The sequence below is a fragment of the Streptococcus sp. 27098_8_51 genome, from assembly GCF_041432205.1.
Lineage (GTDB): Bacteria > Bacillota > Bacilli > Lactobacillales > Streptococcaceae > Streptococcus.
This window is the reverse complement of sequence record NZ_JAPVZE010000003.1, coordinates 79,802-102,044: the sequence shown is the minus strand read 5'-3', so window position 1 is coordinate 102,044 and position 22,243 is coordinate 79,802. Positions and strand designations below refer to the sequence as shown.

Annotated in this window: 18 protein-coding genes; all 18 read right to left on the bottom strand. The window is 42.3% G+C overall.

Annotated elements, in window-relative coordinates; genetic code table 11:
• Nucleotides 1–69: 69 nt before the first annotated feature.
• The 18 genes from ilvN to O3622_RS03680 all read right to left on the bottom strand — a co-directional run bounded on the left by ilvN (nucleotide 70) and on the right by O3622_RS03680 (nucleotide 22,207).
• Nucleotides 70–546 carry an acetolactate synthase small subunit gene (gene ilvN, locus O3622_RS03765; RefSeq protein ID WP_001253813.1) on the bottom strand — a complete coding sequence of 159 codons (477 nt, stop codon included), beginning with the start codon at nucleotides 544–546 and terminating at the stop codon, nucleotides 70–72.
• Complete coding sequence (locus tag O3622_RS03760) at nucleotides 539–2,239, bottom strand: acetolactate synthase large subunit (RefSeq protein ID WP_000411744.1); 1,701 nt, start codon at nucleotides 2,237–2,239, stop codon at nucleotides 539–541. Before O3622_RS03760 ends, ilvN begins: the two co-directional genes overlap by 8 nt.
• A gap of 322 nt (nucleotides 2,240–2,561) precedes the next feature.
• Nucleotides 2,562–4,643: an elongation factor G gene (gene fusA, locus O3622_RS03755; protein ID WP_000090336.1), complete on the bottom strand. Its 2,082-nt coding sequence runs from the start codon at nucleotides 4,641–4,643 to the stop codon at nucleotides 2,562–2,564.
• Between the two features lie 275 nt (nucleotides 4,644–4,918).
• Nucleotides 4,919–5,389, bottom strand: a complete 471-nt coding sequence (rpsG, locus tag O3622_RS03750) for a 30S ribosomal protein S7 (protein WP_000087873.1) — start codon at nucleotides 5,387–5,389, stop codon at nucleotides 4,919–4,921.
• Between the two features lie 19 nt (nucleotides 5,390–5,408).
• Nucleotides 5,409–5,822 carry a 30S ribosomal protein S12 gene (gene rpsL / locus O3622_RS03745; protein ID WP_001142332.1) on the bottom strand — a complete coding sequence of 138 codons (414 nt, stop codon included), beginning with the start codon at nucleotides 5,820–5,822 and terminating at the stop codon, nucleotides 5,409–5,411.
• A gap of 316 nt (nucleotides 5,823–6,138) precedes the next feature.
• A complete protein-coding gene (locus tag O3622_RS03740; RefSeq protein WP_042769084.1) occupies nucleotides 6,139–6,738 on the bottom strand; it encodes a response regulator transcription factor in 600 nt (199 codons plus the stop codon).
• A 1-nt stretch (nucleotide 6,739) separates the two neighbouring features.
• Nucleotides 6,740–7,837, bottom strand: coding sequence for a sensor histidine kinase (locus tag O3622_RS03735; RefSeq protein WP_371607040.1), 1,098 nt, complete (start codon nucleotides 7,835–7,837; stop codon nucleotides 6,740–6,742).
• A gap of 4 nt (nucleotides 7,838–7,841) precedes the next feature.
• The gene (locus O3622_RS03730) at nucleotides 7,842–8,576 is read right to left on the bottom strand and encodes an ABC transporter permease (protein WP_000794226.1); all 735 of its coding nucleotides are present in this window, start codon (nucleotides 8,574–8,576) and stop codon (nucleotides 7,842–7,844) included.
• A 12-nt stretch (nucleotides 8,577–8,588) separates the two neighbouring features.
• Nucleotides 8,589–9,464 (bottom strand): ABC transporter ATP-binding protein, encoded by an 876-nt coding sequence (locus O3622_RS03725; protein ID WP_084945612.1) that lies wholly within the window; start codon nucleotides 9,462–9,464, stop codon nucleotides 8,589–8,591.
• The gene (locus O3622_RS03720) at nucleotides 9,451–9,645 is read right to left on the bottom strand and encodes a hypothetical protein (RefSeq protein ID WP_000709170.1); all 195 of its coding nucleotides are present in this window, start codon (nucleotides 9,643–9,645) and stop codon (nucleotides 9,451–9,453) included. The genes O3622_RS03725 and O3622_RS03720 overlap by 14 nt, the downstream gene beginning before the upstream one ends.
• The gene (locus tag O3622_RS03715) at nucleotides 9,642–9,848 is read right to left on the bottom strand and encodes a hypothetical protein (protein WP_000390701.1); all 207 of its coding nucleotides are present in this window, start codon (nucleotides 9,846–9,848) and stop codon (nucleotides 9,642–9,644) included. Before O3622_RS03715 ends, O3622_RS03720 begins: the two co-directional genes overlap by 4 nt.
• Nucleotides 9,849–9,958: 110 nt before the next feature.
• Nucleotides 9,959–17,803 carry a YSIRK-type signal peptide-containing protein gene (locus O3622_RS03710; RefSeq protein ID WP_371607039.1) on the bottom strand — a complete coding sequence of 2,615 codons (7,845 nt, stop codon included), beginning with the start codon at nucleotides 17,801–17,803 and terminating at the stop codon, nucleotides 9,959–9,961.
• Nucleotides 17,804–17,979: 176 nt separating this feature from the next.
• Nucleotides 17,980–19,647 (bottom strand): DAK2 domain-containing protein, encoded by a 1,668-nt coding sequence (locus O3622_RS03705; RefSeq protein WP_070569243.1) that lies wholly within the window; start codon nucleotides 19,645–19,647, stop codon nucleotides 17,980–17,982.
• 2 nt (nucleotides 19,648–19,649) lie between these two features.
• Entirely contained in the window at nucleotides 19,650–20,015 is a 366-nt protein-coding gene (locus O3622_RS03700; protein ID WP_000216434.1) for an Asp23/Gls24 family envelope stress response protein, read from the bottom strand.
• 152 nt (nucleotides 20,016–20,167) lie between these two features.
• Nucleotides 20,168–20,356, bottom strand: a complete 189-nt coding sequence (gene rpmB / locus O3622_RS03695; RefSeq protein WP_001140948.1) for a 50S ribosomal protein L28 — start codon at nucleotides 20,354–20,356, stop codon at nucleotides 20,168–20,170.
• Between the two features lie 107 nt (nucleotides 20,357–20,463).
• A complete protein-coding gene (locus O3622_RS03690) occupies nucleotides 20,464–21,138 on the bottom strand; it encodes a hypothetical protein (RefSeq protein WP_371607037.1) in 675 nt (224 codons plus the stop codon).
• 5 nt (nucleotides 21,139–21,143) lie between these two features.
• Nucleotides 21,144–21,590 (bottom strand): LytTR family DNA-binding domain-containing protein, encoded by a 447-nt coding sequence (locus tag O3622_RS03685; protein ID WP_000776582.1) that lies wholly within the window; start codon nucleotides 21,588–21,590, stop codon nucleotides 21,144–21,146.
• A 113-nt stretch (nucleotides 21,591–21,703) separates the two neighbouring features.
• On the bottom strand, nucleotides 21,704–22,207 hold the full coding sequence (locus O3622_RS03680; protein ID WP_371607036.1) for a phosphatase PAP2 family protein: 504 nt from the start codon (nucleotides 22,205–22,207) through the stop codon (nucleotides 21,704–21,706).
• Nucleotides 22,208–22,243: the final 36 nt, after the last annotated feature.

Here is a 22,243-nt window from a genome sequence, read left to right as displayed (position 1 = left end):
TTTTATTGCCTTATAGGCTGGTTTAACAAATTTATGCTGGATTTTATACTCATTGAAAATCTAAGAGTATTAGTCGCGGGTAAATCCAGTTGCACCCGTACGAGCGATATTTTTAATGCCGTATGGTCGAATCACTCGCAATAAAGCTTCACTCTTTTCAGCATTTCCCGTCATCTGGATGGTGATTGAGCTTGGAGCCACATCTACTACCGTTGCACGGAAAGGTTGGATAATGGCCAAGATTTCTGCACGCTTTTCAGCAGGAGCAGATACTTTTACCAAGATCACTTCTCTTTCCAAGTGTGGTTTATCTGTGATATCTCGAATGCGAATCACATCAATCTGACGATTGAGCTGTTTAATGATTTGCTCTACTTCATCATGAGATGCTACATCAATAATGATGGTGATGCGAGATACATTGGGGTTCTCTGTCGCACCAACTGAGATACTCTCAATATTGACTTGACGACGAGAAAGGACACCTGTAAAACGATTCAAAACTCCTGAACGGTTTTGCAATCTAGCCGTTAACATTCTACGCATGGAACTTCACCCCCAACATCTCATGATTGCTCTTACCAGCTGGTACCATCGGTAAAACCTGTTCCTTACGAGAAATATCCACCTCGATAAACATGGGCACATCCTCCAGAATGACTTCTAGATCCTTCTCTATCGTCTCTGGATTATCAAATTTATAGTTTTTGATGCCATAAGCCTGTGCCATCAGCTGGAAGTCAGGAAGGGTATCAAAGACTGACTCGGAAGTTCTACCCTCATAGAAGGATTCCTGCCACTGACGAACCATTCCTAGTGAGTGGTTATTCAACATGACAACCTTAATCGGCACCTTGTAGATGTTTAGGATCGCTAGCTCTTGGTTGGTCATTTGGAAACCACCATCACCGACAAAAAGGATGACCTCTTTTTCTGGATTGGCAATCTTAGCTCCGATAGCTGCAGGAACTCCGAATCCCATGGTACCCAAACCACCTGAAGTGACTAACTGACGCTCATTTTGGTAAGGATAATACTGAGCTGTCCACATTTGGTGCTGCCCTACGTCAGTTACGACAATGGCATCCCCATGCGTCAACTCACCGATGCGTTCAATAACGGCCTGAGGTTGAACCACACGTTCTTTCTTATCATAAGAACGAACTCGATTCTTGTCCTTGGTGACTTTTTCAATCCACTTTTCAGTATTGTTATGAACAGTTGGTTCTGCCAGTAGCATCTGCAAGGCTTTCTTAGCATCTCCCACTACAGGAATATCTGCACTGATAATCTTACCAATCTCAGCTGGGTCAACATCGATATGGGCAACCTTAGCATTCTTCGCGAAGGTCTTAGGGTTCCCAGTCAAGCGGTCATCGAAACGGCAACCAATACTAATCATAAAGTCCGCTTCCGTCATTGCAATGTTGGCTGCGAAAGAACCGTGCATGCCTCCCATCCCTAGGAAGAGTGGATGGCTTGTTGCAATTGTACCTTGTCCCAAAAGACTGGTAACGACTGGAATTTGATAGCGTTCAGCAAATTCATTCAGTTCTTTAGAAGCTTCTGCATAGCTGATACCACCGCCTGCTAACAAAACAGGTTTCTTGGCTTTTGACAATTGCTTCAAGATTTTCTTGATTTGCATGTCATTCGGATCAAGCGTCGGTTGGTAACTTGGTAAATTAACTTCTGGTGAATAGATGAAATCTGTCTCTAGAGCTGATACATCCTTTGGCAAGTCAATCACAACTGGACCTGGTCGACCTGTCGTTGCGATATGGACAGCTTCCGTAATAATACGAGGAATATCTGCTGTCTCACGAACTTGGTAATTGTACTTGGTAATGGGCATGGTAATACCCACGATGTCCGCCTCCTGAAAAGCATCTTTCCCAATTCCAGCTCGCGCAACCTGACCTGTAAAGACCAAAAGGGGAACGCTATCGCTCATGGCATCTGCAATCCCTGTAATGGCATTTGTTGCTCCCGGCCCACTCGTGACGACGGCAACGCCCAACTTTCCAGTTGATTTGGCATATCCTTCAGCTTCGTGCAAACAACCTTGTTCATGGCGTCCCAAGATGTGGCGAATGCCTTTAAAATTGTATATCGCATCATACAAAGGTAAGACCGCACCACCAGGATAACCAAAAATGGTATCAATCCCTAAGTCCCGAAGTGTTTCCAAAACTAGGTCCGACCCCGTCTTAGGAGATTCTAAACTGATTTTCTCCATTGTTCCCCTTTCTCTTCTCTTAAAAAAATAGCTTGTTACTATCATACCATTTTTTCAAAAATTTTCAAGGCAAAAGAGTCAATTTTCTGAATTTTCTATCTAAAAGTGTATTTATGAATCTTTTCCTTATTTTTATTAAGTTATCTACGGAATTAGGAACCTTTATTTATTTTAATTTATCAAATTAGAATATTTTCTTTCTTGGTAGAATTAGTATTTTTCTCACTTAGCGATCAAATTCGTATACTATATTCAGCAAAAATGAATAGTTAAAGACAAAAAAGGAAGTCACTAAGTGGCTTCCTTCTAGAGTGAGGACTGATTAGTCTTCACCTTTGTTTTTCTTAATGATTTCTTCTTGTACTGACTTAGGTACATCTTCGTAGTGGTCAAATACCATCATGAAGGTACCACGTCCTTGAGATGCTGAACGAAGAACTGTTGCGTAACCGAACATTTCAGCAAGTGGAACGTAAGCACGAACGATTTGGCTGTTACCGTGAGCTTCCATACCATCTACACGTCCACGACGAGCAGTTACGTGACCCATAACATCACCAAGGTTTTCTTCAGGAACAGTGATGGTTACAAGCATCATTGGCTCAAGGATAGCTGGTTGTGCTGACTTAGCAGCTTCTTTAAGAGCAAGTGAAGCCGCGATCTTGAAGGCAGTTTCAGATGAGTCGACATCGTGGTATGAACCATCGTAAAGCTTAGCTTTCACGTCAACCATTGGGTAACCTGCAAGAACACCGTTAGCCATAGATTCTACCAAACCTTTTTCAACCGCTGGGATAAATTCACGAGGAACCACACCACCGACGATTGCGTTTTCGAATTCGAATCCTTTACCTTCTTCGTTTGGACTAAACTCAATCCATACATCACCGAATTGACCTTTACCACCAGACTGACGTTTGAAGAATCCACGTGCTTGAGTAGAAGCGCGGAATGTTTCACGGTAAGATACTTGAGGAGCACCTACGTTCGCTTCAACTTTGAACTCACGACGCATACGGTCAACAAGGACGTCAAGGTGAAGTTCACCCATACCAGAGATAACTGTTTCACCAGTTTCAACGTTTGTTTCAACGCGGAATGTTGGATCTTCTTCAGCCAATTTTTGAAGGGCAATACCCATCTTATCTTGGTCAGCTTTAGATTTTGGCTCAACCATCAATTGGATAACTGGTTCTGGAACGTGGATTGACTCAAGGATGATTTTAGCTTTTTCATCTGTCAATGAATCACCAGTTGTAGTATCTTTCAAACCAATAGCAGCTGCAATATCACCAGCATAAACGGTTTCGATTTCTTGACGACTATTGGCATGCAATTGCACAAGACGTCCGATACGTTCACGTTTACCTTTAGAAGTGTTCATTACGTAAGAACCTGATTGAAGAACACCTGAGTATACACGGAAGAATGTCAAACGACCTACAAATGGGTCTGTTGCAATCTTGAAGGCAAGAGCTGCGAATGGCTCTTCGTCAGATGCTGGACGAGTTTCTTCTTCGTCTGTATCTGGGTTGATACCTTTGATCGCTGGGATGTCAAGTGGGCTTGGAAGGTAGTCGATAACCGCATCAAGCATCAATTGAACACCCTTGTTCTTGAAGGCAGAACCACACAATACTGGGAAGAATTCAACGTTGATAGTTGCTTTACGGATAGCAGCTTTCAATTCTTCGTTAGTGATTTCTTCACCTTCAAGATATTTCATCATCAAGTCTTCATCAGTTTCAGCGACTGCTTCAACCAATTTTTCACGGTATTCTTGAGCTTGGTCAAGGTATTCCGCTGGAATATCTTCTTCAAGGATATCTGTACCAAGGTCGTTAGTATAGATTTCAGCTTTCATCTTGATCAAGTCGATGATACCGCGGAAGTCATCTTCAGCACCGATTGGCAATTGGATTGGGTGTGCGTTTGCTTGAAGACGGTCGTGAAGTGTGCTTACAGAGTAAAGGAAGTCAGCACCGATTTTGTCCATTTTGTTGGCAAATACGATACGTGGAACTCCGTATTCAGTTGCTTGACGCCAAACTGTTTCAGTTTGAGGCTCAACACCTGATTGTGAGTCAAGAACAGTAACCGCACCATCCAATACACGAAGAGAACGTTGTACTTCGATTGTGAAGTCCACGTGTCCTGGTGTGTCGATGATGTTTACGCGGTGGTTGTTCCATTGAGCTGTTGTCGCAGCAGATGTGATAGTGATACCACGTTCTTGCTCTTGCTCCATCCAGTCCATTTGTGACGCACCTTCGTGAGTTTCACCGATTTTGTGGATTTTACCAGTGTAGTAAAGAATACGCTCAGTAGTTGTTGTTTTACCGGCATCGACGTGAGCCATGATACCGATATTACGAGTTTTTTCAAGTGAAAATTCGCGTGCCATGAGGTTTGTTTCTCCTATTTATTTTAATTTCTATTCTATTATAACACGATTTTAATAAAAACGGATAGGCAGGACCTACCCGTTCTCAATGTTTATCTTGTTTTTGTTGGTTTCAACTTGTAGACAAGTTGAATTGAACTCGGGCTAAAGTTAATTAGCCTATTTGAGCCGGAACGGGATGCTGTGTGAAAAAGATAAACTTCCTTGTATTCGTCGAATACTGTGTCAGTTTCCTATTTTCACCTTGCATCCTTACCGTTCCTAGCATCATGATTTTACCAACGGAAGTGTGCGAAGGCACGGTTAGCTTCAGCCATACGGTGAGTGTCTTCACGTTTCTTAACTGCTGCACCAGTGTTGTTCGCAGCATCCAAGATTTCTTTTGCAAGACGGTCTTGCATTGTATGTTCACCACGAAGGCGAGCGATGGTTACCAACCAACGAAGTCCAAGTGTTGTACGACGTTCTGGACGAACTTCAACTGGGACTTGGTAGTTAGATCCACCAACACGACGTGCACGTACTTCAAGTACAGGCATGATGTTTTCCATAGCTGTTTCAAATACTTCAAGTGCATCGTTTCCAGTAGCTTCTTTGATTTGCTCAAAAGCACCGTAAACGATTGAAGCAGCTGTACCACGTTTACCATCAAGCATAACGCGGTTGATAAGACGAGTAACTAGTTGTGAATTGTAAAGCGGATCTGGCAATACATCACGTTTTGGAGCTCTATTTTTACGACTCATTTCTCTTTATCCCCTTTCCTTATGCTTTTGGACGTTTAGTACCGTATTTAGAACGGCCTTGTTTACGATCGTTAACACCTGCAGTATCAAGTGCACCACGGACGATATGGTAACGTACCCCTGGAAGGTCTTTTACACGTCCACCACGAAGAAGCACCACGCTGTGCTCTTGCAAGTTGTGTCCGATACCTGGGATGTAGGCAGTAACTTCGATAAGGTTGCTCAAACGTACACGAGCGAATTTACGAAGGGCAGAGTTAGGTTTTTTAGGTGTCATTGTTCCCACACGAGTTGCAACACCACGTTTTTGTGGTGAAGAAACGTTTGTTTGAACTTTTTTATGACTGTTGTAACCAACGTTCAAAGCTGGTGATTTAGATTTTTCTACTTTTGATTTACGCGGTTTGCGAACCAATTGGTTAATTGTAGGCATCTACATTCTCCTGTGTTTTTTTATTTTTGGTGATGATACACTTGGTGACAGCTACCATCTGTGTGTACTTTTGCAACATTTGTCAGCACGTCCCTGTACACTTTTGAGAGACCAAAAGTAAAAAGTACCGTCTATTATTGTAACACATTTTTTCTTTCCTTGTCAATATTTTTTTCGTTTTTATTCTGATCTTTTAACTCTTTGACACTAGCTTTCACTGCTTTTCTAAACAAAAAAAGGAGGCAATTTGCCTCCTACATTCAAGTATGGATTTCCTTCTATTAAACATTCGTTTGAGATGTTTTTATCTTTCTTATCAAAGCCAACCAGATTCTTTTGCAATGTTGGCTGCCTCTGTTCGATTACCAGCATCTAGTTTGGAAAGAATATTGGTGACATAGTTTCGGACGGTTCCATTTGATAGATAAAGCTGATCTGCGATTTCTTGATTAGACAAGCCCTGAGCGATTCCTTTTAAAACAGCGATTTCTTGCTCTGTTAACGGATTGGGGTGCGTCATCACCACTTCCATCAATTCAGGTGAATATTCCTTACGTCCTTCAAGAACAGTGTGCAAGGTTTGCATGAGGTCTGCAATGCTTCTTTCTTTCAAGACATAAGCATCCACTCCAGCCTTAATCGCGCGTTCAAAATAGCCAGGGCGCTTGAAGGTTGTCACCACAACTACTCTTGTTTCTAACTTTTCTGCTCGAATCCATTCCAATACTTCGAGGCCAGTCTTAGCAGGCATTTCTACGTCAAGGATGGCGATATCTACAGACTCCTTTTCTAAGAGTTGGATGGCTTCTTGTCCATCCTTGGCTTGTAGGACAGACTCCACATCTGGTTGAAAGGTAAGCAACTGGCACATAGCATCTCGCAACATACTTTGATCTTCTGCAACAAGTAGTTTCATCTTAGTTTCTCTCCTTATAAGGTAGTCGTACGTGCACTTCTGTTGGAGAATTCTGACTGATCACCTTTACCTCTCCCGAAAATGGAAGGACACGATCTCGGACTGTATGGAGTTCATCCCCCTTTAGAGAAGGAAAGCCACAGCCATCATCTCTCACTGTTAAAACGAGTTCTTTCTCTGTTCGTTCTACTTTTAAAAAAGCTTTAGACGCTTTAGCGTGTTTGATGATATTGGTCACTAACTCAAGCAAAATCATGGAAGCCGTTGACTCTAATTCCTGAGTTAGGCTAGCTGTATCTAGTTGGTGATCGATTTCTGTTTCAATTCCTGCAATTTCCAGCATTTTTTTAACAGTCGTAAATTCGGAAGCAAGGGTTCTGGTTTTAAGGTTTTCGATAATTGTACGAACTTCATTCATGGATTCTTTACTGATCTGATGAATTTCTTTTAATTCTTTTTCCACTTGAGGATAGGCCTGCATTTGAAGAAGCTGGAGGGCAAGGTCCGTCTTCACACTCAACATAGCAAAGGTATGCCCCAGACTGTCATGGAGATCCTGACCAATACGACTGCGTTCATTTTCAGCCAAGAAAAGACTGAGCTTGGCATTTTGTTTCATCTTTTCTTCTTTTATCTGTTCAGATACCTGAATCCGATAAAGACCGAAGGTCAAGGCATCAGAAACGATAAAGGTCACCAAGAAAAAGAGGAGGTGCCAGGGACTAACTTGACCAACCATAGAGATTCCAGTTAAAATCATCGGTTGTAAGACAACAAAACTGACAAAACGCCAAGAGTGGAAAGAAACCTCATCCAGCTCATAAATAAGGAGATTAGATAAATAAAAGATAAACCAAGCGAAGCTCGCATTTAGCCAGATGGAACTGTAAAAAATGTAGGCAAGCATGATCCACCAAGCTAGCCACTGCACGGTGCGATTCTGACTGATTAAAACCGAGTAGAAGGCAAGAACAAATAGTAAGGTCCATAACAAGGTTAAAAGCGGGTACTCTCCAACGATGACACCCGCTATAGGAAAGATGATAAACACTATTGAAATATGAAACATATAATGAGTGTTTTTTAATTTTTCCAACATAGATTTATTTTACCTCGATCCGTTTTTTGAGCTGGATTACCAGTACACCAAAGAAAACTGTATAGCCTAGCACAACCAAGGCAGCAAGAATATTAAATTCATGGTGTTCCAAATAAGTAGAGACGACCTGCATCAGTTGATAGGTTGGAGTCAGCTTTCCAATAGATTGGAGCCATTCTGGGAAGGAATCCAAGGGGAACCACAGTCCACCTAGAACAGCCAAAGCAATATAGGCAATATTTCCAACAACCGTCATCAGTTGAGCACTGGGTAGCAAGCTCACCAAGACCCCCATGCTGATAAAGACCACGCTTCCGATCAGCAAAATAGCACCAATTACCATCCAGTCAAGCCAAGGCAGAGTCACTCCACGGACAAAATGACCAACTGAAAAGACAACTGTAATTGATAACAAGAAAGTCAGTAGGGTACTGAACAGTTTTGATACATAATATTCTACCATAGATACAGGAGAATGTTGAATCAATTTTTGCCAGTTGTTTGTCTTATCAGACTCGAGTGTGCTAGGGATACTGAAAAAGGCGCTCGACATGATACTAAAGAGCGTCATGGCAAAGAGATAGGCTTGAAGAGCGATTTCTGGAATGTCTGATCCTGACATCATACCAGAAAAGATAAGGTAAAATACACTTGGAAGTCCGATGGATAGCAAGTAGTAGACGGCTTGCCGTTTCATCAGAATGATTTCCACTTTCATGAGACTTGTCATATTTTTCATCGTCAATCTCCTTTAATCTTGAGTCGTTTCAAAAATACTGTCTAAGAGAGTTCGATTGCGAACTTCAATTTCTTCGATCATGCAGCCCTGTTCTTGCAAGACTTTCCATACCTGGCTGGCTTCTTTGGTTGTGAAGGAAAGAGCATTTTGCTTGATTTCAAGCTCTTGAATCTGGTCCAAAGTGCTGATAACTTCCTGATAAGTTAGTGGTACCGTAAAATGTTTTTCTTGTTCTTCACCACGCATGGCATAAGGTGTCGTATCGCGAATCAATTCTCCCTTGTGGAGTACCAAAATGCGGTCAGCCGTATGTTCTACCTCTTCGATATAGTGAGAAGAATAAACAATGGTCACACCATTTTTCTTTAACTGATTGACAATTTCCCAAAAATGCTGACGTGTCGAGGTATCCATAGCAGCAGTTGGTTCGTCTAAAAATAGAATTTTCGGACGACCTATTAGTGCCAACACAAAAGAGAACAAACGTTTTTGCCCACCAGATAGCTTGCCCGCGAGCTGATTTTTCTGCTTGTCCGAGAATCTCAGCAAATCATCAATTTCTTGATTGGAGAGACTGTTTGGATAGATTGATTGAAAGAAGGATAAGAGTTCTTTCACTTTCAAGTCTTGAACCACCGTATTTTCTTGAGGTAAGATAGAAATAAGCTGCTTTAATCGAGGATCTGTTGGTGCAAAGCCTTGAATAGCTATCTGACCTGAGCTCACGAACTTGTCGCCCAAGAGGCAATCAATCAAGGTCGTCTTACCTGCTCCGTTAGGTCCGATCAAGGCGACACATTCACCATCGTTGATTTCAAAGGAGATGTTCCGCAAGATCTCCTTGTCTTTTATTTTCTTACTCAATTTCTCAACTTTAATCACAGTCATGAGATTCTCCTTTCAACCACTTCATTCCCATAGGGAAAACGACGAAAATCATAAACCCAAAACCCCAAGCACCACGAATAAATTGGCGAAGCACGGTTTGGTCAAACCAACCAGTAAACATTTCCACTAACCATACCAAGAGTGATAGGCTGATAAAGAAATAGATGATTGCTTTTTTCATTCCTCAAACTCCTTTTTCACATCTCTGACCAATTTCAAACCTTCTCTGACAAGCCAAGACATCATTCCAAAGCCAGCAAAGAGCTCCCAAGGAAAATGGTAGAAACCCTCGTCCAATCCTGAAAACATGAGATAGGTCATAACTCCTGCTGCTACTAAACTCACTGCGACAATCATTTTATTTTTCATTTCTTCTTCCTCCATTTCATACTTCAATTATAGTCTTTTGAATTTGGCGGAGCTAGATGCTTCTGTCACTAGGAAATATGACAAATGTCATAAAAAAGAACCGATTTCTCGGTTCTTAAAAATGATTAGTCTGATTCATCGTTTCGTTTCTTTTTACCTAGCAATCCAAGTGTCATGACACCTGCTAGGGTTGTTAGAATTCCTAGATTTTTCAAACCATCTTCTTGACTTCCTGTATTTGGAAGTTGATTTTTTTCTACAGAGATGTTTTGAGTCAATTGATCTGGTTTCGAATCAGGTACTGAAAGTTCTTTTTTATCAGACGGCTTCACTTGCTCTGGAAGTTCTACTACTGTTGGAGTATAGAATCCTGAAATGATATTTCCATTACGGTCTTTACGGATCACTTTCACACCTTTGGATTGTCCTACAAAGTCTGCCTCTGGAGTGAAGGTGACGGTGCCATCTGGTGAGATTACATAAGTTCCTTGACCTGGAACGACTTTTTCAGTTGTTCCATCTTCAAAGGTTGGCGGAACTGTCAGATCGACATCACCTGTAAAGTTTGGTTTACCAGTCTGAGTTTGACCTTTAAGACCTTCTGATGTCGCATCACTCACTTGTGTTTGTCCAAGGACAGTTGGTGTGTAGCGAGCAGTAACTGCATTCCCATACACATCCAAACGTTTCACAACCAATCCTTTAGCTGTACCAACAAAGTCTGGTTCTGGAGTAAAGGTAATCTTACCATCTTTATCAATTGTATAGCTTCCTTCACCCGGAACAACCATAGTCGTGCTACCATCCTCAAAGGTTGGTGGTACAGTCGAATCGATATGTCCTTCAAACACTGGTGTTGCCACTTGTGGTTGCCCTTTTGCTCCTGTAGAAGTCGTGTCATGACCAGTAGATGGATCTACAACTGTTGGACGATAGCTTGCAGTAACTGGAGTTCCGTTCTTATCCTTACGGACAATCGTTACGCCTGTTCCTTTTCCTACAAAATTAGCTTCTGGAGTGAAGGTGACGATGCCATCTAGTGAGATTGCATAAGTTCCTTCACCTGGAATCACTTTTTCAGTTGTTCCATCTTCAAATGTCGCCGCCACAGTTTCATCGATTGGAACAAGCGGATTACCACCTTCAAATGTTGGCGTACCTGTTTGAACAAGACCCTTAATGTTAACTGAAGAAGTATCTTTACCAGTTGGAGTCACCTTAGTAAACTCTGGGCTGTAAGTCGCAGTAACTGGGGTGCCATTCTTATCCACACGTTTCACTGTAACTGGATCTGGGTTCCCAACAAACTGCTTGTCTGGGGTGAAGGTCACTGTACCATCTGGCGCAATCGTGTAGGTTCCTTGACCTGGAATAGATTTCTCTTTGCTTCCATCTTCGAAGGTTGGCTCAACTGTTTCATCAATTGGAAGCAGTGGGTCGCCACCTTGGAAGCTTGGGGTACCGGTTTGTGGAACACCCTGAGGACCCGTGCTAGTTGCGCTAGTTCCTGTTGGTGTTACTTTCGTAAACTCTGGACTATAAGTTGCAGTAACTGGGGTGCCGTTCTTATCCACACGTTTGACTGTAACTGGAGTTGGGTTTCCGACAAACTGTTTGTCTGGGGTGAAGGTCACTGTGCCGTCTGGTGCAATCGTGTAAGTTCCTTCACCTGGAATAGTCTTCTCTTTGCTTCCATCTTCGAAGGTTGGCTCAACTGTTTCATCGATTGGAACCAGTGGATCGCCACCTTGGAAGCTTGGAGTGCCTGTTTGTGGAACACCCTGAGGACCTGTGCTGGTTGCGTTAGTGCTGGTTGGGGTTACTTCTTTCACCACCGCTTGGTACTTGACAGTAACAGGAGTTCCGTTGGCATCCACACGAGTCAATTCAAGTTCTGGTGTTTCACCCTTGAACTGTTTATCAGGAGTGAAGATCACCTTACCATCTGCGTCCACTTCGAACTTACCAACATTTGGCACTTCTTTCACAGTTGCACCATTGTCAAATAGTGGAGTTGAATCAGCTGGGAATGGAACAGAATCATGGCCTGGAGTGAAGGTCACTTTACCTTCTTGTACCTGACCTTGCAGACCTTCTGTCTTATCACCTGAACCAGTTGGCGTTACTTTCGTAAACTCTGGACTATAAGTCGCAGTAACTGGGGTACCATTCTTATCTACGCGTTTGACTGTGACTGGATCTGGTTTGCCTACAAACTGCTTGTCTGGAGTGAAGGTTACTGTTCCGTCTGGAGCAATCGTATAGGTTCCTTGACCTGGAATGGTCTTCTCTTTGCTTCCATCTTCGAAGGTTGGCTCGACTGTTTCATCAATTGGAACCAGTGGATCACCACCTTGGAAGATTGGAGTACCAGTTTGTGGAAGTCCTTGAGGACCTGTACTTGTTGCACCGGTTCCAGTTGGAGTTACCTTAGTAAACTCTGGGCTGTATGTCGCAGTAACTGGGGTGCCATTCTTATCCACACGTTTCACTGTAACTGGATCTGGGTTTCCAACAAACTGCTTGTCTGGAGTGAAGGTTACAGTTCCGTCTGGTGCAATCGTGTAGGTTCCTTGGCCTGGAATAGATTTCTCTTTGCTTCCATCTGCGAAGGTTGGCTCTACTGTTTCATCGATTGGAACTAATGGGTCACCACCTTTAAACGTTGGAGTTCCTGTTTGCAGAAGTCCTTGAGGGCCTGTGCTGGTTGCGCCGGTTCCTGTTGGTGTTACCTTGGTCACTGTTGGGGTATATGTCGCAGTAACTAGGGTGCCATTCTTATCGACTCGTTTAACCGTTACTGGAGCTGGAGTACCAACATATTGTTTTTCTGGTGTAAAGGTAATAGAGCCATCTGGATTGATGCTGTATTCACCTACACCCGGAACTGTTTTCGTTGACTGTCCATCTTCGAAAGTCATTGGTTTCGTATCATCCAGTGGAACAGCTGGATTACCTTCTGTGAAGGTTGGGGTACCTTTTTGCGGTTGACCTTGGATACCATTTGAAGTGGCATCCGTTGAAGTTGGAACTACTTCTTTCACTACTGCTTGGTACTTGACAGTAACAGGAGTTCCATTGGCATCCACACGAGTCAATTCAAGTTCTGGTGTTTCCCCCTTGAACTGTTTGTCTGGGGTGAAGGTTACCTTGCCTTCTGCGTCCACTTCAAACTTACCAACATTTGGTACTTCTTTCACAGCTGTCCCAGTGTCAAATAGTGGAATTGAATCAGCTGGGAATGGAACAGAGTCATGGCCTGGCGTGAAGGTCACTTTACCTTCTTGGGCCTGACCTTGAAACCCCTCTGTCTTATCACCTGTACCAGTTGGCGTTACTTTCGTAAACTCTGGACTGTAGGTCGCAGTCACCGGGGTACCGTTCTTATCCACCCGTTTCACTGTGACTGGAGTTGGGTTTCCAACAAACTGTTTGTCTGGAGTGAAAGTTACAGTTCCGTCTGGTGCAATCGTGTAGGTTCCTTGATCTGAAATCACTTTTTCCTTGCTTCCATCTGCGAAGGTTGGTTCAACTGCTTCATCGATTGGAACAAGTGGGTCACCACCTTGAAAGCTTGGAGTGCCTGTTTGTGGAACACCCTGAGGACCTGTGCTGGTTGCGTTAGTGCTGGTTGGGGTTACTTCTTTCACCACCGCTTGGTACTTGACAGTAACTGGAGTTCCGTTGGCATCAACACGAGTCAATTCAAGTTCTGGTGTTTCACCCTTGAACTGCTTGTCCGGAGTGAAGGTCACTTTGCCTTCTGCGTCCACTTCAAACTTACCAACATTTGGCACTTCCTTCACAGTTGTACCGTTGTCAAATAGTGGAGTTGAATCAGCTGGGAATGGAACTGAGTCATGACCTGGCGTGAAGGTCACTTTACCTTCTTGGACTTGACCTTGAAGTCCTTCTGTCTTATCACCTGAACCAGTCGGAGTTACTTTCTCAACAACTGGGGTATAGGTCGTTACAGCCGACTCCCCATTTTTATCCACCACTCCAACTCGAACTGGAGTTGCCGGACCATAGAAGGTTTTCAGTGGAGTAAAGACAATTGTTTTATTTACAAGATCTAAATCGTACGTCCCTTGGTCGGCAATGGTTAGCGAAGTTACCTTTTGTCCATTCTCATCATAAAGAAAGACACTACTTTGGACTAGTTCAACGGATTTCTTTGCTCCATTAATGGTTGTTGTCCCTTTTGTAAAGTGGACCTCGCTCTCGCTTGCTCTATCCTCATCAAATTGAATCGTCGCTGCCTGCTTCTGCCCTTGAAAGCCTTTAGATTTCGCTGCACTTGCTGAAGGTACAACTGGAAGCGGAACATAATACACCAACCTATCCCAAGAGAATTCTTTTTCCAACTCTTCATCGCTCGGATTTATCGCACTAATCCAATATTGATCAAGAGCCTCATCTCCCGACAATGTATTTGCGTCAATATCTTCACCTGGGTAATAGCCAGGAATTTCAGGCGAAATCACTTGAGACCAAGTTTGGTCTGCAGACCAGGCTGAGTATGTCACACCTGCTGTCGCATCATTTGGATGCATTTTTGCCAAAACCTGATCGATTCTCTTGGTTCGAGTAAACGAATGGGATTCTACATGTCTGGGAGGAAGAAGCGATAAATCAGGATTTTTTGCTTTTCTGTAATACTCATAATTAATTTCACGAGTTCCACGAACAGTTTCGGTTAGTTCTGTAATCTTATGTCTAAACTGAAACTTGAATTGTCTTGGGCTAGCCAAGTCACCAAAGTTATGATCTGTAAAATCGTTACTAATCAGTTCATATCCTGCATCTTCTAATTCCTTAATTCGACGATCAGGATCATAAGAAATTGGTCCATTAGGTTTGCCTACAACTGTGTCTACCTGTCCTAGTTGTACTTCCTTAGATGGATCATTTACATCCACAAAGGTAAAACTTGCAGATGACAGTTTGGTAGACATTTGGATTGAAACATTATTGGACTCAGTGTACTTGGAACTGCCATTTGCCAATGCCGAAGAAAGATAAGCCGTAGCACCTGGGGCAGTATCTTGCCCGATAACTGCTCCATCAATGTTAAACTGAACCCTGCTTCCAGCAGCAACCGGAGCAGTCGAATGCCAACGAACTGCACGAATCTCTGACCAATCCGACACTTGATCTGCTGTGAGCCATTGTGAAGCACTAATTTCTGCAGCAGTGCCTGCAGTACGACTATATTGAACTTCCCAGCCTGAAGGTGGTGTTAAAGCTTTTGTCAAACTCACTGTAAATCCAGAACCACGATTTCTGGATTCTAGCTGTTTATCACCTTTCATCGGCAGGGATGACAAAACATAGACATCTGAAACAGGCTGTTTCGCTGCGTTTTTATAGGTCACTCTGAAATCAATCTCATCGCCAGGATAGTGCTCTTGGGTATTGTAGGCAAAGTGTTGGTTTGTAGCTCTCTTCACTTCAGAGTAGACACCACTCGCTTCAGAAGCCTGTACGATCACATCGAAGTCATAAGAAACTGAATTTTTCGAGGTAACTGTAATGCCATCAAGCTCCCCTAAGTCGTAGCCATTCTGAGCTTGAACGTCAGGAAGTTCCTCGTCCCAAAAAGCAATCGCTTTATAGGTGTAGGTCCCATTTGGAATCGTCTTGTTTTCTAACTTCAAAAGTGTTGCAGGCATAGGGGAGTCTGGAGTCCCCTTTACTTGGGCATAGTAGAGAGTTTTTCCAGTATCTTTGTAATTATAATAGACCTTAAAATTAGGATTCCCACTAAAGTTTAATTGTGGATCAGCCAAATAAGCCAGATAGTAAACTCCCGTCAAGTTTGCGAAGTTCTGAGTAGGGGTGTCTTTACCCGCAGTCCTTGTGATAAAATCTTCTTTAAAACCAGAAGCATCTGTGTGTCGATTGAAGACATCTGTCCGACGGCGCCCAATCATCGAAATTTGCTGGCTAACGCGTGTTAATTCGGCTGAGGCCGTTTGAGATAAGGAAACAGTGTTTCCAGTATTCTTAAAAGTGAAATCCGTTCTAGAATCCAACTTACTAATCGTCGAATCTTTATAGAGACTTTCCCAATTATTAAAACGTGTTTTTGTCTGGAAAAAAAATGCCGAAGTATCATTAGTTGAGGACTTCCTCATCTTGATATTTTTAAACTTGTACTCCAGTTCCTTCACATCTTGCTCTTCCGTCAATCGTAGACTACGGGTGTTACTATTAAAAGTCCCTAATAACTCACCTGTAGCTTTATTGTATACTTCTACGGATGCATCCGGTGAAGAGAAAAATTCATTCCAATAACGCTCCTCAATCGCATTGACTTCTCGATAAGACTCTCGTGGATCCTGTATTTTATGAGTGACAGTATAGTCATTGATAAGATAATCTTTTTCAACCTCTGCGACTGATGAAAGTCGAACATTAGAACGGTATTCTGTTTCACCATAAGAACGAATCATCTCCGAGTCAGACTGATTATAGTGTCTAAACTCAAAGAGAGAAGACTCTGGCTGATCAGTTTTTTGAACAAAGAGAGTATAGGGGAGAACAGCCGTATTTTGATAACTAGTCCCATCTGCTTTTGTATAGATCCCCGTCACAGTAAGGTTTTGCGCTTTTCTATTGATATCTGCTACTTTGGCATTCTTTAACTTGAAAGAAATTGGAATGAGCTTATTTTTATTGTTATTAATGTCTTGAAGTGGATTGTTAGCCTTGTTAATCGTCAGATGGTAACCCGTCGCATCGGCAGTCCATCCCAAAGCTTTGGCTTCATCTGTCAACTCATAACCTTCTTTTAACTCTATATTATAGGTATAAGATGTGACAGGATCAATGATATTTCCCCCGACATCACTAATACCCATACCATTGATCATACGACCATCAAAGACACCATTTCCATAGTTGAAGTAATCATTTCTTGCCGTATTATTCTTAGGATCTTTCGCGCCATTAAATAGATAGAAGGACACAAGAGACGAATCTTCATCAACAATACCATCATTATTTCGATCGAAGCCAATGACCTGATTGTTAGACATTGGTGTCAGACCCCCAACACCGTTTTCTAAGACTTTCCACGTGTGTTCAATGCTTCCAAGTTCTTTGAGGACATTGCCATTTTTGTCATAGAGCTTAGCAGTTGCGGTCACCTTGTGATCTGGCCCAATGGCTTGGACAGCGCCTCCCCAGTTCTGAGTCAAAGGATCTATCTGAAAAGTATAGACGAAGTTATAGTTTGCCCCACCTCTCAGATTCGCAGGTTCTATCTTTAAGTCAAGGTCCCCATTCGTTTTTTCTTGGCTGAACTTTACACCACCAACTGGAGAAGGAGTTAATTTAATCGCCTTACCATTTTGGAAATGAATTTTAATATACCCACCAGAATAGTCTGCTTCGTGTCCAGTAATACTAAAGGTCAAGGATTCACGGACACTATCTACCGCATGGATATCCTTGATTGGCGAATGAGTTTTAAATTCTGCATTGACTTCATCTAGCGATCTCTTGCGCCTAGAAGAAGTTTTCCCGCTAGAGCCACTTTCTTCCTTGCTTTTCTGCTCAGTTTGAGTTGATTCTAGAGATTGCTTTTTCCCCTCATCTAAAGAAGGCTGACTCGCTTCCTTCGTATTGTCAACTTGAGAAACTGGTTGGCTCTGAGCGACTGGTGCAGATACTTCTGTTTTGGACGGTTCAGCTTTATCCTCCAGCTCCTTAACCGCTTCGTTCTGTGTTACCACTTTTTGAGGATCAGAAATGACTTCCTGTCCATTCTCAGCACTTTTTTCCTTCTGTTGAATTTCCGCCTGCGTTTGTTGTTCCTTATTGTTGACTTGAGCTTCATCCGCTTGCACTGGAGAAGTAGCCATCACCATAAAGGTTCCTAGCAATACCGAACAGGTCCCAACACTTAACTTTCTAATTGAAAAGCGGGAAAAAGATTGATTAAAAAATTTTTTCTTCATCATTTCTCCTTTATATTCATACTTAATCTAACATAACAGCTTTATCATTATAACTTATCATACATAGAATTTCCAATAGAATGTTCATTTCTACAGAAATTTCTTTATAACTCCATTTGCATAGAAAAAGGAAGCTGTAAAACCAGCTTCCTTCTGTTGTTTTTACTCCATTTTCACGATTATTCCACACTGAAAAGATATGGATATACGGGTTGTTGACCTTGGTGAATCTCTACTTCAACATCTTCAAATTCTTCTGCGATTTCTTGGGCAATTTCATTGGCAAGTTCTTCGCTTCCGTCTTCACCGACATAGAAAGTCACGATTTCACTATCTTCGTCCAACATATGCTTCAAAGTTTCAGTCAAGGTTTGGTGCATGTCAGGGTTTGACACGAGAATTTTTCCATCAACCATACCAAGATTGTCATTTTCATGAATTGCTAATCCATCGATAGTTGTATCACGAACAGCAGTTGTTACACTACCGCTTACGACATCACCAAGGGCTGCAGTCATGCGTTCTTGGTTTTCTTCGATTGATTTGCTTGGGTCAAAGGCAAGAAGACTGGTCAATCCTTGAGGAATTGTACGTGCTTCTACCACAACAGCAGGTTGTTCAAGCACTTCAGCCGCAGACTGAGCTGCCATAAAGATATTTTTGTTGTTTGGCAAGAAGATGATATTGCGAGCATTGACCTGTTCAACAGCCTTGATAAAGTCTTCTGTTGAAGGGTTCATCGTCTGCCCGCCTTCGATAACATAATCCACACCTTGGGCACGGAAGATATCTGCTAAACCTTGACCAGCTACTACTGCGATAAGGGCATACTCTTTTGTTTCAGCAGGCTTGTTTCCTTGAGTTGCTTCTTTTTCAACTTGCGCCTCGTGTTGGTTACGCATGTTGTCCACTTTTACCTTAATCAAGCTACCATATTTGAGACCTTCTTGCATGACAAGACCTGGATCTTCTGTATGGACGTGAACTTTGACGATTTCATCATCATTGACAACAAGTAGAGAGTCGCCTAAGTCATTCAAGTAGTTACGGAATTCATCATAGTCAAAGTCCTTAGAATAAGTTGGACCTTGTTTGAGGGCTACCATAATCTCTGTACAGTAACCAAAGGTAATATCCTCAGTTGCAACATGTCCAGCCACAGACTTATGGTGCTCTGCATTAATCATTTCACTCATGTTGGCAGGAGTCGCTACAAAGTCTTCAGAAGCACTGTATTCACCAGTAAGAGCTGAAAGGAATCCTTCGTAGATGAAGACCAAACCTTGACCACCTGAGTCTACCACACCAACTTCCTTAAGGACTGGAAGCATTTCTGGTGTCTTAGCCAAAGCTGCTTTTGCACCTTCCAAGGCTGCACGCATGACCTCAACAGCATCATCTGTCTCCTCGGCTTTTTTCTTAGCCCCAATAGCCGCTCCACGAGAAACAGTCAAAATGGTCCCTTCAACTGGTTTCATAACCGCTTTATAAGCTACTTCGACACCGGATTGGAAGGCAAGAGCCAAGTCTTGACCTGTTAATTCATCTTTTTCCTTGATAGCCTGAGAGAAGCCACGGAAGAGCTGAGAAGTGATAACCCCTGAGTTCCCACGCGCACCCATCAAGAGTCCTTTGGCAAGAATGCTCGCTACTTCTCCAACTGTAGAAGCAGGCTTGTCTGCTACTTCTTTCGCACCATTCTCAATGGTCATTCCCATGTTTGTCCCAGTATCTCCATCTGGAACTGGAAAGACGTTTAATGAATTGACATATTCTGCTTGCTTATTCAAACGAGTTGATGCAGCCTGCACCATCTCTTGGAATAAACTGGTAGTAATTTTTGACACGATTATTCTCCTACAACTTTGATATTTTGAATGTAGACATTCACAGTCTGAGCAGTAATTCCTAGTTGATTTTCTAAACTAAAACGAACACGCTCTTGAATGTTTTTTGACACTTCGCTTATCTTTACTCCGTAGCTCAATACGGTATAAACATCAACTGCAATGCTACCATCTTCGGCTGCTTTTATAACAACACCCTTAGAATAATTTTCCTTACCAAGAAGGGCTTGGAAATTGTCTTTGAGGGCATTTTTACTAGCCATACCGACCACACCAAAAATCTCAGTTGCGGCACCACCTACTACGGTTGCAATCACTTCATCTGTCAGTTCGATTTGACCATCTTTTGTATTAATTTTTACAGTCATTTTTTTTACCTCAACTAGTTGATACTCTATTTTATCATATTTCAGCCCAAGTGTAAAAGCAGAATGCTGTATCGGCGGATATTTACTCTATTTTTCAAATGATTTTATCCTTAGAGCAAAAGAAAAAGACCAGTTAGGTCTTTTCATTTTTATTAAACGCGTTCAACTTTACCTGATTTCAAAGCACGAGCTGAAGCCCAAACTTTTTTAGGTTTACCATCGATAAGAACAGTAACTTTTTGAAGGTTTGGTTTTACGGCACGTTTTGTTTGGTTCATCGCGTGTGAACGGTTGTTTCCTGATACAGTCTTACGACCTGTAAAGTAACATACTTTAGCCATTGTGTTTTCCTCCTATTAGATCTAATATAGCGGATGTGCTAGCACCACATACCGTACTATGTTATCACACTTTCTCTATTTTGGCAAGGAAATTCGGAGACTTTTTTTTATTTAACGTAAACAACTCCAAGTTTACCAAAAGCGACTTCCCCGCGGATAATCAAGGTTTTGCTGGTTGGTGCTACAGGAGCATCTGCCTTAGCTGCACCAAAGGAGGTTTCTACTTTCAAATCGACACGCCAGTGTTGCGGAACATAGACGGTTGCATTCCCGAAGGCCACTTCAATATTTAAAGTCGCAAAATCACCTAGCATCTCTGCATTATCATAGTAGATTTTAGCATCCCCAAAAGCGACTTCCACTTGGTCATCTACGAGATCTTGATCTTGCTTATAGAAGGTCCCGCTACCAAAAGCGACTTCCTTATCCGTGACGACTGTTTTTTTCCCATCGTACCACCATTTTTTTTCATTCCAGAACTTACTTGAATGCGTCAGATAACCAACACCTAGCACTGCTAAGATACTAGCCCAAAACAAAGACTGGTTTGGAATAGGAAAAATGTTATAAAAATGATTCGCAATCATTAAGGCTACTAGAGCGGTAAAAACTGCTGATGTTAGATGACGACGAAGCAAAGCTTCAACTGATTGGTAAGCAAAAAAGGCGATACCAATCAAAGGCCATATTTTACCATCCAAAGAAGGAATGCCAAAATTTCCTTGCAGCAAGATCCAGGCTGCCAATACTAACAATACAATTCCAAATGCTTTCTTTTTCATGTTTTTTACCTCATGTTTCTTAGATTTTCTTTTAGGAGGGACTGGTAATGTCGTGAGACATGAACCTCCTTGTGCGTCTGATAAAAGGAAATGGTGCCCGTTCCTGAAAAGGACTTGTCCACTGAGTAAATCTGACGAATGTTTGCGATAGTCGACTTGGATACTCGGCTAAAATAGCGAGGCAAGATAGACTCCAACTCATAGAGCTTGAGGCGAACCTCATAAGCTTCCTTCTGGTTATGAGCGTAGATCTTGCTCCCTTCTGTTTCAAAGAAGAGAATTTCTGAAAGGTCTAGGTAATATTCACCTGTCCCCTTGTAAAAAGTCAACCTCGGAGCCTTTGACTCTTGCAAGAGCCGTTGCAAATCTGCAATTTCATCTGTCAAAGCAGGGGTCTTGATGACAATTTCAGTCTCCTCTAAATTGCCATCAATCTCAATTCGTAACTTCATCACATCTCCTTTCTGACTCTACTATATCAAAGCTAAGTTAGGAATACAAGGGCAAAAAAGCAAGTGGTCAATTTGAAGCAGTAAGTGGTTGTAGGACTAGCTTAACTTACATGTCAAAATAAGAAGAAAAGGAATCCCCACACCAGACCACAAGCATAGCCAACCAAGACATCCTTGGGATAATGAACACCACCTAGTACTCGGACCAAGGCTAAGACTCCTGAGCAAATAAGCAAGATCGTTCCGATCAAAGTCCAAGCATGGAAACAGGCCATGGAGATGATAGTTGCCGAAAAGACATGGCGACTAGGCATCGACTGTCCCGAACTATCTTTTTCAAGCAGGGGACGGATATCCCAAGTTTCATAAGGCCGCGGGTGGTTGATTTTCTTACGAAAAAGGGACAAGATCACAAAGCCTGATGCAGGAATAAGCACATAAACCCCAACCTGCTGACCAAGTCCTAGTTGCAGGCAAGTGATGACTAGCAAAGTCAGATAGACCAAGGGCATGGCGACTGTCATCAAACGATTGAAATTAAGCAATAGAAATAAAAGGGTGGGATGGCTAGTTAGTTTGGAGCTAAGGTTGCTATACCATTCTTGATAATTTTTCATTAAATTTCTCATTCATTACCTTGTTTTCGTCTACAG